Origin of the sequence: Roseovarius salincola, from assembly GCF_026891095.1 — a bacterium.
In the GTDB taxonomy this organism is placed as follows: domain Bacteria; phylum Pseudomonadota; class Alphaproteobacteria; order Rhodobacterales; family Rhodobacteraceae; genus Roseovarius; species Roseovarius salincola.
In genome coordinates, this window is record NZ_JAPTNL010000016.1 from 57,717 (window position 1) to 70,732 (window position 13,016).

Here is a 13,016-nt window from a genome sequence, read left to right on the forward strand (position 1 = left end):
CGCGGCATGGACAAGCGGTGCGGCTTCATCGAAACTCCACCCTGAACCGGGGTCGGAGCGTTGCATGTTCGAAGTCATTGCCATTTCTTTCGCGTTCTTCTTCGGGTTGGCGGTGCGCCAGGTCGGCTTGCCGCCGCTGGTCGGGTTCCTGGCGGCAGGGTTTGCCATCAACTTCTTCGGCCCCGCCCTGAGCCTGCCCGAACAAAGCGGCGAGATCCTTTATCACGTGGCGCATCTTGGCGTGCTGATGCTGCTTTTCACGGTCGGGCTGAAGCTGAAACTGCAACAGATCGCCCAGCCGCAGGTGGTGGGCGGCGCGCTTTTGCATTTCGCGATCAGCGTCGGGGTATTCGCACCCGGCCTGCGCCTGTTCATGGGGCTGGACTGGAACACGGCGCTGCTGCTGGGGATCGCTCTGGCGTTCTCGTCGACGGTTCTGGCGGCCAAGCTGCTCGAGGCCAAGCGCGAACTGGGCAGTTTCCACGGACGCACCGCGATCGGTATCCTGATCGTGCAGGACATCATCGCGCTGGTGGTGCTGGGTATCTGGTCGGGGCAGACGCCCACGATCTGGGCGCTTGGCGTCTTCGCTCTGCCGCTGTTGCGCCCGGCGCTGCATTGGCTTCTGGATTTCACCGGGCGCGATGAATTGCTGGTGCTGATGGGAATGTTCCTCTCCGTGGTGCTCGGCGGCATGGGATTCGAGGCGGTGGGGCTCAGTTCCGAAATCGGCGCACTGGCGATGGGGGTGATGTTATCCAGCCACCCGCGCGCCAATGAGCTTTCGCATTCGCTCTGGCCACTCAAGGAGATTTTCCTTGTCGGCTTCTTCCTGCAGATCGGGATGTCGGGCCTGCCCGACCGCGAGGCGTTGATCTTCGCCCTGGTGGTGGCGGTGATACTGCCGCTCAAGGGGCTGCTGTTCTATGCGCTGCTGGTGGCGTTCAAGCTGCGCGCGCGCAGTGCGTTCCTGTCATCGCTCAGCCTGACGGCCTATTCCGAATTCGGGCTGATCGTTTCGGCGGCGGTGCTCCCGGAATTCCTCGTGCCGCTGGCGCTGGCGGTGTCGCTGTCCTTCGTCATCAGTTCGCCGCTCAACCGGCTGGCGCATCCGCTTTACGAACGGTTGGAGATGGGATTGTCGCGGTTTCAGCGCAAGACCATCCATCCCGACGAACAGGCCAAGGACCTGGGCGATGGCGAGGTTCTGATTCTCGGGATGGGGCGCACCGGCTCGGCCGCCTATGATCGCCTGACAGAGGCCGGGATTCGCGCTGTGGGGCTTGATGCCGACACCTACAAGGCCGCCAGCCACCGCGAGGCGGGGCGCAACGTGCTGTTCGCCGATGCCGAAGACAGCAATTTCTGGCGCAGCGTCAATCTGCGCCGGATCCGCGCGGCCATTCTTGCGATGGATGATATCGAGGCCAAGCTGATCGCCGCGCGCAGCCTGCGGCGGCGCGGTTTTACGGGGCCGATCATCGCCCACGCCTTTGACGCGGCGCATCAGGACATGCTGAACGAGGCGGGGGCCGTCGATACCTATCTGACAATGACCCAGGCAGGGATGGGACTGGCCGAACGCGCCGACGCCGCCCTTAACCCGCCTGAAGCCGATCGCTAGTCGGCGTCATCCATGTCAAAGCCCAGATGGCGCGCGACGGTAAAGATGTCCTTGTCGCCCCGCCCGCACATGTTCATGCAGATCAGGTGATCCTCGGGAAGGTCCGGCGCGATCTTCATCACATGGGCCAGCGCATGGCTGGGTTCGAGCGCGGGAATGATCCCCTCGGTCTGGCAGCACAGCTGGAAGGCTTCCAGCGCCTCCTTGTCGGTGATCGCCACATATTCGGCCCGCCCGATATCGTGCAGCCAGCTATGCTCGGGGCCGATGCCCGGATAGTCCAGCCCCGCCGAGATCGAATACCCCTCGAGGATCTGCCCGTCATCGTCCTGCAACAGATAGGTGCGGTTGCCATGCAGCACGCCGGGGCGCCCCCCGGTCAGGCTGGCGCAATGTTCCATCTTCTGGTTGACGCCCTTGCCGCCGGCCTCGACGCCGATCACACGCACGCTCTTGTCGTCGAGGAACGGATAGAACAGGCCCATCGCGTTCGACCCGCCGCCGATCGCGGCGATGATCGTGTCGGGCAGACGGCCTTCGGCGGCCATCATCTGTTCCTTGGCTTCCTGGCCGATGATCGACTGGAAATCGCGCACCATGGCGGGGTAGGGGTGCGGCCCGGCCACCGTGCCGATGCAATAGAACGTGTCGCGTACATTGGTGACCCAGTCGCGCAGCGCATCGTTCATCGCGTCCTTGAGCGTGCCGCGCCCGGATGTCACCGGGATCACCTCGGCGCCCAGAAGGCGCATGCGGAACACATTGGGTTTCTGGCGCTCTACATCATGCGCGCCCATGTAGACCACGCATTTCAGCCCGAACTTGGCGCAGACCGTCGCCGTCGCCACGCCATGCTGGCCCGCGCCGGTCTCGGCGATGATCCGGTTCTTGCCCATGCGCCGCGCCAGGATGATCTGCCCCAGCACGTTGTTGATCTTGTGCGCGCCGGTATGGTTCAGCTCGTCGCGCTTGAGATAGATCTTGGCGCCGCCCAGATGCCTGGTCAGCCGGTCCGCATAGTAAAGCGGGCTGGGCCGCCCCACGTAATGGGTCCACAGGTCGTGCATCTCGTCCCAGAAGGACTGGTCGGTCTTGGCGTGCTCGTATTGCGCTTCCAGCTCCAGGATCAGCGGCATCAGGGTTTCGGAAACGAACCGCCCGCCGAAATCGCCGAACCGGCCCTTTTCGTCGGGTCCGGTCATGAAAGAGTTGAAAAGATCGTTCATCGCTGCGTGCCTTCCCGTCTGGGCATTGATCCTCGTGTTCAATATGGGACGCAGGTGCGGTTTTCCAGCGAAAACCAGCGCTCAGAGCATTCGCATCACATGCAGGCGCGACCAGAGCTCGGGTTCACCCAGCAGATAGGGGCGAAACGGCGCGCTGATCTGCACCTGCTCCCACCGGCCCGCCGCTGTCAGCGCGTCGATCACCGCCGGAAAGCCCTGCTCCTCCCAGGTGGCGCTGATCAGGTTGAAGACGCCAATGCCGCCCGGCCGCGTCACGCGTACCAGTTCGTGCAGGCTTTCGGGTGGCGCGTGACCCGGCCCGAATGCGCCGATACAGGTGAAGGCGGCAAAGCTGTCAGCAGGAAAGGGCAGACTCTCGGCCATATTGGCGGCCATTACCGTTTCATAGGCGTTTGTGCGCTTCGCGGCGGCGACCATGCGCCCGGAGAGATCGCAGCCGGTGATCGCCCCGTAACCCAGCACCGCCAGCGTTTCCCCCACGAGCCCGGTGCCGCAGGCCGCATCCAGGATCGGCCCCTCGCCTCGCCCCAGATGCCGCGCCAGCATGGCCGCACCCAGCGATGGCAGCCGGAAGCCCTTCTTCAGATTGTCGGCGTCATAGCTTTGGGACCAGTCGTCGTAAATCCGGCGCGCGTCTTCGGGCGTTTTGGCGCCATATACATCACTCAGATCATCACTTGCCTGACCGGCCATGTCGCATCCTTCTCCTGTTGTTGGCGGGTGCGCTCAATCCTCTGTGGCGTCGCGCACCGAGTCAATGAAGGCGCGCATCTTTTCAGGGTCCTTGACCCCCGGCGCGCTTTCGACACCCGACGACACATCGACCTGCCGCGCCCCGGTCAGGCGCAGCGCCTCGGCCACGTTGTCGGGCGTAAGCCCCCCGGCCAGCATCCAGGGCTTTGTCCAGCGCCGCCCGCTCAGCAGCGTCCAGTCAAACCGCATGGCATTGCCGCCGGGCCGGTCGGCCCCTTCGGGCGGCTTGGCGTCCACAAGGATCTGGTCGGCGACCTTTTCGTAGAATCCGATCTGGGTCAGATCGGTCGCATCGCCTACGCCCACAACCTTCATCACCGGCAGCCCGGTACGGGCCTTGACCTCGGTGACACGGGCGGGCGTTTCGTGGCCATGCAACTGTAGCATGTCGATCGGCACCTGCGCGACCAGCTCGTCCAGCAGCGCGTCATCAGGATCGACCAGAAGCGCGACACGGGTGATTCCCTCCGGCACCGCTGCGGCCATGAAGGCGGCCGCCTCCAGTTCCAGATGACGGGGCGATCTGGGAAAGAACACGAAGCCGACATATGACGCCCCCGCGAGGATCGCGGCGGGCACGTCGGCCGGGTCGGTCAACCCGCAGATCTTTACTTTGGTATCGGCTGACATGGCGGCGCTCAGCTCGCCTCGTCAAGCAGGGCCAGAACCTCATCCTTGCCCTCGTGCTTCTCGCCCTTGAGGCGGCGGACCTCGGCGCGCAGGGCTCTCAGTTCGCGGGCCTGACGGGCGGCGGCAACGCGTTCGCCATGCTCGCGGATCCATTCCCAGATGAATCCGATCACCAGCCCGGCCACGATCCCGCCATAGATCACGACGAACAGCGGCACCTCGTGGCTGGGGTTGAGCGCGGCCAGCCCGGACAGCTCGTCCGGCACCAGCTTGACCGCGACAAGCCCGCGATTGGCCAGTGCCACAAGGATCAGCGCCACCGCGAAGATGGCAATCGAGGCATAGCGGATATAACGCATCAGGACTTCCCGTTCAGCCGGTCACGCAGCAGTTTGCCGGTCTTGAAGAATGGCACATGCTTTTCTTCAACATGGACCGATTCCCCGGTGCGCGGGTTGCGACCGGTGCGCGCATCCCGCTTCTTCACCGAAAAAGCGCCAAAGCCGCGCAGCTCGACGCGGCTTCCGTTGGCCATGGCATTGGTGATCTCGTTGAAGATCGTGTTCACGATACGCTCGACATCACGCTGATAAAGATGCGGATTTTCTTCTGAAATTTTTTGGATCAATTCCGACCGGATCATCGGCTCTCCCCCGGGTTTTCTGGTTTTTGGCGCAAGCGGCAGTCTCGAGGACTATAGTTACTATCGGAAAAAATCGAAACAGAAACACTTGTATCTTTTGGGTGGAATCCCCCGCTTTTTCGTCTCTTGGATAAAAAAACGGCTGGCGCGACCGGCTGCAGCGTCATCCGAACGCCAGCGCGCGCGATTTGTTGCACCGCAGCAAAGCTGTTGATTCGCAACGGGAAAGCGCGCCTGCCCCGGGGCCGATGAACGAAAAACGGCCCCGCGATGTTGCGGGGCCGCTCTACTTGATTTCGGGTCAGAGGTGTCCGCCTCAGCCCTTGTCGTCCTCGTCGCCCTTGAGGGCCGCGCCAAGAATATCGCCCAGCGATGCGCCCGAGTCCGAGCTGCCATACTGTTGGACGGCCTCTTTCTCTTCGGCGATTTCGCGCGCCTTGATCGACAGGCCCAGACGGCGGCTCTTGGAGTCGACATTGGTGACGCGCACGTCAACCTTGTCGCTGACCGAGAAACGCTCGGGGCGCTGTTCGGACCTGTCACGGCTGAGGTCGGAGCGGCGGATGAAGGATTTGAACCCGTCATGCTGCACTTCGATCCCGCCATCCTCGATCGAGGTCACTTCGACGGTGATGATCGAGCCGCGCTTCACGCCGCCGACTGCCTCGGCGAAGGGATCGCCATCCAGTGCCTTGATCGAAAGCGAAATGCGCTCTTTCTCGACATCCACTTCCGAGACGACGGCCTTGACGACATCGCCCTTCTTGTAGTTCTGGATCGCGTCCTCGCCACGTTCGTCCCAGCTCAGGTCGCTGAGGTGAACCATGCCGTCGATCTCGCCGGGCAGGCCGATGAACAGACCGAATTCGGTGATGTTCTTGACCTCGCCCTCGACCTCGGTGCCGACGGGGTGGGTTTCTGCAAACACCTCCCACGGGTTGCGCTGCGTCTGCTTGAGACCCAGCGACACGCGGCGCTTGGCCTGGTCGATTTCCAGCACCATGACTTCGACTTCCTGGCTGGTCGAGACGATCTTGCCGGGATGCACGTTCTTCTTGGTCCAGGACATTTCCGAGACGTGAACCAGACCTTCGACACCGGGCTCCAGCTCCACGAAGGCGCCGTAATCGGTGATGTTGGTCACGCGGCCCGTATGGACCGAGGCCAGCGGATACTTGGCGGCGACCATATCCCACGGATCGTCCTGAAGCTGCTTGATGCCCAGGCTGATACGGTGGGTTTCCTTGTTGATCTTGATGACCTGAACCTTGACGGTCTCGCCGATCGACAGGATCTCCGAGGGGTGGTTGACGCGGCGCCATGCCATGTCGGTGACGTGCAGCAGGCCGTCCACACCGCCCAGGTCCACGAAGGCCCCGTATTCGGTGATGTTCTTGACCACGCCGTCCACGGTGTCGCCTTCGGTCAGCTGTGCGATGACCTCGGCGCGCTGCTCGGCGCGGCTTTCTTCCAGGATGGCGCGGCGCGACACGACGATGTTGCCACGGCGACGATCCATCTTGAGGATCTGGAAGGGCTGCTTGAGACCCATCAGCGGGCCCGCGTCGCGCACGGGGCGCACATCGACCTGGCTGCCCGGCAGGAAGGCCACGGCACCGCCCAGATCGACGGTAAAGCCACCCTTGACGCGGCCAAAGATCGCGCCTTCGACGCGCTGATCGTCCGCATAGGCCTTTTCAAGACGGTCCCATGCCTCTTCGCGGCGGGCCATCTCACGGCTGATGACGGCTTCGCCACGGGCGTTCTCGGCGGCGCGCAGATAGACTTCGACCTCGTCGCCGGGGGCGATTTCGGGCGCTTCGCCGGGATTTGCGAATTCCTTGAGATCGACGCGGCCTTCCATCTTGTAGCCGACATCGATGATGGCCTGGCCCGCTTCGACGGCGATGACCTTGCCCTTGACGACAGAGCCCTCCTGGGGCGTGTCCATTTCGAGGCTTTCATTCAGGAGGGCCTCGAATTCCTCCATGGTTGCGTTCTGAGCCATGTGGCGTGTTTTTCCTTTACGTCTTCGGTTTTTCGGGCCGTGCGGTTGTCTCCGCCGGTCTTGGGGTTTCGTTGGTCAGACGTGCCACAAAACAAAGAGGGCCGGTAAACCGACCCTGCTCGATCTCTTTGTTGGTGGCGTTGATCGCCTTGTCGACAAAGGCGCGTTTAGCCTTTCGCGCCTTGTATTGCAAGCCCCCAGTGCGGTTTGCGGGTGCGAATGGCGGGGCCTTGCCGCTGGCGTGGCGATGGTTGGTCGATGACCGGCTGATCGCTCAGGCGTCCCGCCGCGCCGCGATCATCTCGATGGCGGCGGCGATGGCCTCGTCGATGCTCATGCGCGAGGTGTCCAGCGTCACCGCGTCATCCGCAGGTTTCATCGGCGCGGCGGCGCGGGCGCTGTCGCGTGTGTCCCGCGCGCGCAGGTCGTTCAGCACCTCGCCGTAGCTGTCCTCGAACCCCTTGTCGCGCAGCTCTCTCCAGCGCCGCTCGGCGCGGATCTCGTCGGAGGCGGTCACGAACAGTTTCACCTCGGCCTCGGGGCAGATCACCGTGCCGATATCGCGCCCGTCCAGCACGGCGCCCCCCGCACGGCGGGCAAAGGCGCGCTGGAAATCGACCAGCGCCTGGCGCACCTCGGGGATTGCGGCGACACGGCTTGCGGCCTGCGTCACATCGGGGCCGCGCAGATCGTCGGCCTCAAGGTCCTGTGCCTGAAGGGACTGCGCCGCTTCGACCGGGTCGGTGCCGTCCAGCGTGCGCCGCCCGGTCGCGCGATAAAGCAGCCCGGTATCCAGATGCGCAAAGCCGAAACGCGCCGCCACGGCGCGCGAAACCGTGCCTTTTCCGGCGGCTGCCGGACCGTCTATCGCGATGGTGAAACCCATATCGGCCCCCATTTTATCCGAATGCCATGGGTAGAGTAACCCGGCTTCCTGCTCAAGCCTCGCACCACATTTCACACCACCCGGTCCGATCGGCTCCGCCACCCCGACCGCAGGATGTGACACTGGCGCGATTGTTCGCAAGGGCGCAACAGTGCCGGCCCTTTGGCGGTCCGGCCAAAACATTCACTTCGATCCGTGGACAATACCCTCGGCAACGCCGCACCCGCCCCGGAGCCGCATTTGAAAATGCGCAGGGCTTTTCAAAATTTCGCCATCTTTTGGTGGCTTAACAGCGCAGTCTTCACGAGTGCCGGAGTGTGAGATATGACGATTTCTTATTTATATTCAGGATATTATGAATGACCGATTCCGAGGATCGCTCTCGCCATCATTCCATGGCGCAGGGCCAAGGCCGCCGTATGACCCCATCTGAAACACCCGCCGCGAAATCCCGGGTCGCCCGCCTGCGCGCGAAGATGCCCGGTCTCGAAGTGGTGCTGCTGGTGATCGCCATCCTGATGATCGCGGTCGCGCTGCCGCTCGAAGCGGAAATGTTCCCTTTTTCCGACTCATCCTCCGCCGAGGATCAGTAGACACAAGTGACTCGGTCGCGCGGATGAACGAAGGGATGAGGCACGTCTGGAGGCTGGAGCGGGTAGCGGGAATCGAACCCGCAACTTAAGCTTGGGAAGCTCGCGTGATACCTTTTCACCATACCCGCTCAGCGTCGCACTAGGTAGGAAATCCGCGCATCGCGGTCAAGAGCCTATCGCCGCCGTCTGCGCCGCCGCCCGCCGTCGGCGCCGTCGCCCGATGGACCGACATTGAAACTGACCTGGGGGAGCGGCACGATCTTCGACAGTTCCGGGAACGGATCAGTCTTGTGCGGTATCGCGTTTGCGGCCACGAAATGCTCCTGGAACTTCGGCTCGATCGCCGTTTCGACCTTGGTGATCTGGCGCACCACGCGCTCGATCTCGACGCGTGCGGCAACATTGCAAAGCGCGATCCGCGCGCCGGTGCCCGCGGCGTTGCCCGCGCTCGTCACCTTGTCCAGTGGCACATCGGGGATCATTCCCAGCACCATGGCGTGCTTGGGGCTGATATGCGCCCCGAAGGCCCCGGCCAGAACCACCCGGTCCACGTGATCGACGCCACGCTCGTCCATCAACAGGCGCGCCCCGGCATAAAGCGCCGACTTGGCCAGCTGGATCGCCCGGATATCGCCCTGCGTGACGGTGATGCGCGGCCCGCCATCGGCGCTGGCATCATGGATCAGATAGGCATGGGTGCGCCCCTCGGGTACCGACCGCGGCGTGCCTGTGGCCTCGGCCGAGCCGATCAGCCCGCTGTCGTCCAGCAGCCCCGCCATGCGCATCTCGGCCACCGCCTCGATGATGCCCGAGCCGCAAATGCCGGTGATCCCGGTCTCGGCGGTTTCCGCGTCGAACCCTTCCTCGTCCGACCACTTGTCGCAGCCGATCACGCGAAAGCGCGGCTCCTTGGTGTCGGGGTCGATGCGGATCGCCTCGATGGCGCCGGGCGCCGCGCGCTGCCCGCTCGAGATCTGCGCCCCCTCGAAGGCCGGCCCCGTGGGCGAGGAGCAAGCCAGCACGCGGCTGGTATCGCCCAACAGGATTTCCGCATTGGTGCCCACATCCACGACCAGCACCAGATCCTCGGACTTGCCGGGCTCCTCGCTCAGCGCCACGGCGGCGGCATCGGCCCCCACATGGCCCGCGATACAGGGCAGGATATATGTGCGCGCGCGTGGATTGATCGCACCCAGATCCAGCTCCCGCGCCGCCATCGAGATCGACTGCGACGTGGCCAGCGCAAAGGGCGCCTGGCCCAGCTCCACCGGGTCGATCCCCAGCAACAGGTGATGCATCACCGGGTTGCACACGAACACCGTCTCGACGATCAGATCCGGGTCGATCCCGGCCTCCTCGGCGATCCCGGTGGCCAGCGCGTCGATCGCCTCGCGCACGGCGCGGGTCATTTCCTTGTCGCCGCCCGGATTCATCATCGCGTAACTGACCCGGCTCATCAGATCCTCGCCAAAGCGGATCTGCGGGTTCATGATGCCCGAGCTGGCCTTGACCTCACCGGTATCGAGATCGGTCAGATGCGCCGCGACCGTGGTCGAGCCAAGGTCGATCGCCAGCCCGTAAAGCCCGCCCTCATGCAGGCCGGGCCAGATCTCGATCACCCGTGCCACATCGTCGGCATGGGATTTGTGCAGCGCGACCGTGACCTGGAACTTGCCCTTGCGCAGCACCGGTTGCAGGCGCGCCAGCAGCGACTGGTCAGCGCGGATCGCGGGAATCTCCCATTCCCGCTTCAGCGCGCGTGCGAGCCGTTCCAGGTCGCCGGTGGGTTCGTGCATGTCGGGCTCGTCCACCTCGACGAAATAGAGCCGTGTGGCCGGGTCCATCTCGATCACCCGCGCCGAAGCCGCCTTGCGCACCACTTGCCGGTGGACCTGGCTTTCGGCGGGCACGTCGATGACCACGTCGCCCATGATCTGCGCCTGACACCCCAGCCGCCGGCCCGGTTTCAACCCTCGCTTCTGCTCATAGCGCTCCTCGACTGCGTTCCATTCCGACAGCGCGTCGTCAGCCACGGTGATCGCATGTTTCGAGAACGATCCATAGGACGGCGCGACCTGGCATTTCGAGCAGATCCCCCGCCCGCCGCAAACCGAGTCGAGATCGACGCCAAGCTGGCGCGCCGCAGTCAGAACGGGCGTTCCCTTGGGAAAGCGGCCACGCTTTCCCGATGGCGTGAAGACGACCAGCGGATCCTGGGTCATTGGGGGAGGTCCTCGTGATTTGGTATTCGCTGGTTGGAACATAAGGCAAGGGCCGCCGGGTTACAGCCTGCAACCGTCAGAAAATGTTCCATCGGCGGCATCGGCGCAGCACGCGGGCGCATGGCGCCTTGCAGGGGCGGCGCGCGCCGTCCCGCTGCGGCTTGCCTTACCCCCTCAATCCGTGCAGGAAATACGCATGGAAATGGCGAAAGATCTGCAACGAGAGGGTGAAACCTTCGCGCGGAGGCACCCGTGATCTGGGCCGGAATCATTGCGCTGGCCGGTTGCGTCGCGCTTTGGTTCTGGGTCACGGCGCGCCATATGGTGCGCGCGACCGAAGGCGTCCCCGTGCCCGCGCGCCCCGGCACCGCGCTGGTTCTGGTCGAGTTGCAGGACGCTTATTGGAACGATGCCCATCACAGCGCGCAGGATCGCCACCGCGTCGAAGCCGCCGTCGCCCGCGAGGCCGAACTGGCGCGCCACCGCGATCAGCCGGTGATTGCGCTGCGGCAGGAATGGTCTGGCCTTGCCACGCGCCTCATCGCGCGCATGACGCGCCCCGGTGCGCCCTTCAGGGGCGGGGCGGGCGTGGGCCTGGCCGCGCCGTTTCACGGGCTGGCCGATCATGTCGTGGTCAAGCGGGTCGAGGACGGGTTTGAAACCGGCGAGCTCGATGCCGTGCTGAGCGCGCTACACGTGGGGCGCTTGCGACTGATGGGGCGCGACGGCTGCGCGGCGCTGGCGCGCACGGCGCAGGCGGCGCTCAATCGCGGTTACGAGGTGGAACTGGTGCGCGACGGCATCGCGGCATCAGATGTTGCCACCTTCGCCGCCATGCGCGATGCGCTGCTCAGCCAGGGTGCGCGCGTGGTCTGAACATGTCAGGCGCGCCGGATATCCGCGCCAAGCCCGCCCATCAGCGCCTCGAAAATCGGAAAGGACGTGGCGATCGGGCCGCCGTCATCCACGCTGACGGGTTTCTTCGCGGCCATGCCCATCACCAGGAACGACATGGCGATGCGGTGATCGAGATGACTGGCGCAGGTGGCGCCGCCCGGAACGCCGCCCGCGCCGCGCCCCTCGACCGTCCACCAATCCGGCCCGTCCTCGACGCTGACGCCGTTGGCGCGCAGTCCGGTGGCCATCGCCTCGATCCGATCGGATTCCTTGACCCGCAATTCCTTGACGCCGCGCATCACCGTCATCCCCCGCGCAAAACCGGCGACCACCGACAGGACGGGGTATTCGTCGATCATCGAAGCCGCCCGCGCAGGCGGCACCTCGATCCCTTCCATGTCGGGAGAATAGCGCGCGCGCAAATCCGCCACCGGCTCACCGCCCTCCTCGCGCTCGTTCTCATAGCTCAGATCGGCGCCCATCTCGCGCAAAGTGGTGAACAGCCCCGCGCGGGTGGGGTTGAGCCCGATATTGGGCACCAGAACGTCCGACCCTTCGGTGATCAGCGCCGCGCAGACAGGGAAGGCCGCCGAACTGGGGTCACGCGGGACGATGATGCTTTGCGGCTCCAGCTCGGGCTGGCCCGTCAGGGTGATGACGCGGCCCTCACCGGTCTCCTCGGTGATGATCTCGGCGCCAAAGCCCGCCAGCATGCGTTCGGTATGGTCGCGGGTCGCCTCCGCTTCGATCACGACGGTCCGGCCCGGCGCGTTGAGACCCGCCAGCAGCACCGCCGACTTGACCTGCGCCGAGGGCACCGGCACCGTATAGCGCACCGGCACCGGATCGGCTGCGCCGGTGATGGTCATTGGCAGCCGCCCACCCGCGCGCCCCACCGCATGCGCCCCGAACAGCGCCAGCGGATCGGTGATCCGCGCCATCGGCCGCTTGTTGAGGCTGGCATCGCCGGTGAAGGTCGCGGTGATCGGCGAGGTCGCCATCGCCCCCATGATCAGCCGCACACCGGTGCCTGAATTGCCGCAATCGATCACCTGGCCCGGCTCGGCGAAACCGCCGACGCCGACACCGTGAACATGCCACGTCCCGTCATCGTCACGCGTGACCTCGGCGCCAAAGGCGCGCATGGCCGAGGCGGTGTCCAGCACATCCTGCCCCTCCAGCAGCCCGGTGACCACCGTTTCGCCCACCGACAGCGCCCCGAGAATCAACGCCCGGTGCGAGATCGACTTGTCGCCAGGCACCTCTGCCGTGCCCTGAAGGCCCGTCACGCGGTGCGAGATCATGGGAATGGGTTTGCCGTGGCCGGACATGGGCGCGCCTTTCGTCATCGTGTCTGACGTCTGATAGCGCAACCCCCGCGTCGCGTCCATTAGCCAGAGGGCGGCACGCGTGGCAGCGACGGATGCCTCCGGCGGGGATATTTCAGGAACAGAAGAAGGCGCGCGCGGATCTTCTTCTGTTTTCGAAATATCCCGGGGGAGTCGCGCTTGCG

The 13,016-nt window shown here is 64.8% G+C and carries 11 protein-coding genes, 1 tRNA gene and 1 pseudogene; 3 read left to right on the forward strand and 10 right to left on the reverse strand.

Translation table 11 applies throughout. The features are described from left to right. Positions 1-64 precede the first annotated feature (64 nt). Positions 65-1,624, forward strand: a complete 1,560-nt coding sequence (locus tag N5A93_RS15610) for a cation:proton antiporter domain-containing protein (RefSeq protein ID WP_268956028.1) — start codon at positions 65-67, stop codon at positions 1,622-1,624. On the opposite strand, the gene trpB is transcribed toward N5A93_RS15610, so the two are convergent. The 7 genes and pseudogenes from trpB to N5A93_RS15645 form a co-directional block, all read right to left on the reverse strand. Beyond that, positions 1,621-2,850, reverse strand: coding sequence for a tryptophan synthase subunit beta (trpB, locus tag N5A93_RS15615; protein WP_268956029.1), 1,230 nt, complete (start codon positions 2,848-2,850; stop codon positions 1,621-1,623). The genes N5A93_RS15610 and trpB overlap by 4 nt on opposite strands. 81 nt (positions 2,851-2,931) lie before the next feature. Continuing rightward, the gene (locus tag N5A93_RS15620; RefSeq protein ID WP_268956030.1) at positions 2,932-3,564 is read right to left on the reverse strand and encodes a class I SAM-dependent DNA methyltransferase; all 633 of its coding nucleotides are present in this window, start codon (positions 3,562-3,564) and stop codon (positions 2,932-2,934) included. A gap of 33 nt (positions 3,565-3,597) precedes the next feature. Further along, positions 3,598-4,254, reverse strand: a complete 657-nt coding sequence (locus N5A93_RS15625) for a phosphoribosylanthranilate isomerase (protein WP_268956031.1) — start codon at positions 4,252-4,254, stop codon at positions 3,598-3,600. 8 nt (positions 4,255-4,262) lie between these two features. Beyond that, positions 4,263-4,613 (reverse strand): LapA family protein, encoded by a 351-nt coding sequence (locus N5A93_RS15630; RefSeq protein ID WP_268956032.1) that lies wholly within the window; start codon positions 4,611-4,613, stop codon positions 4,263-4,265. After that, a complete protein-coding gene (gene ihfB, locus N5A93_RS15635; protein WP_085817241.1) occupies positions 4,613-4,897 on the reverse strand; it encodes an integration host factor subunit beta in 285 nt (94 codons plus the stop codon). Before ihfB ends, N5A93_RS15630 begins: the two co-directional genes overlap by 1 nt. Before the next feature lie 316 nt (positions 4,898-5,213). Further along, positions 5,214-6,914 (reverse strand): annotated as a pseudogene (gene rpsA / locus N5A93_RS15640) (30S ribosomal protein S1); the annotation flags it as partial. Between the two features lie 265 nt (positions 6,915-7,179). Then, complete coding sequence (locus N5A93_RS15645) at positions 7,180-7,791, reverse strand: (d)CMP kinase (RefSeq protein WP_268956033.1); 612 nt, start codon at positions 7,789-7,791, stop codon at positions 7,180-7,182. Between the two features lie 359 nt (positions 7,792-8,150). On the opposite strand from N5A93_RS15645, the gene N5A93_RS15650 reads away from it, so the two are divergent. Continuing rightward, positions 8,151-8,384 (forward strand): hypothetical protein, encoded by a 234-nt coding sequence (locus N5A93_RS15650; RefSeq protein ID WP_268956034.1) that lies wholly within the window; start codon positions 8,151-8,153, stop codon positions 8,382-8,384. A gap of 54 nt (positions 8,385-8,438) precedes the next feature. Here the strand turns inward: N5A93_RS15650 and N5A93_RS15655 are convergent. Both N5A93_RS15655 and N5A93_RS15660 read right to left on the reverse strand, forming a co-directional pair. After that, positions 8,439-8,512: transfer RNA gene (locus N5A93_RS15655), tRNA-Gly, on the reverse strand. A gap of 45 nt (positions 8,513-8,557) precedes the next feature. Further along, positions 8,558-10,606 carry an ASKHA domain-containing protein gene (locus tag N5A93_RS15660; protein WP_268956035.1) on the reverse strand — a complete coding sequence of 683 codons (2,049 nt, stop codon included), beginning with the start codon at positions 10,604-10,606 and terminating at the stop codon, positions 8,558-8,560. Positions 10,607-10,858: 252 nt separating this feature from the next. On the opposite strand from N5A93_RS15660, the gene N5A93_RS15665 reads away from it, so the two are divergent. After that, positions 10,859-11,482, forward strand: a complete 624-nt coding sequence (locus N5A93_RS15665) for a cysteine hydrolase family protein (RefSeq protein ID WP_268956036.1) — start codon at positions 10,859-10,861, stop codon at positions 11,480-11,482. 5 nt (positions 11,483-11,487) lie between these two features. Here N5A93_RS15665 and aroA read toward each other — a convergent pair whose 3' ends face one another. Next, entirely contained in the window at positions 11,488-12,834 is a 1,347-nt protein-coding gene (gene aroA, locus N5A93_RS15670; RefSeq protein ID WP_268956037.1) for a 3-phosphoshikimate 1-carboxyvinyltransferase, read from the reverse strand. Between the last annotated feature and the right edge of the window lie 182 nt (positions 12,835-13,016).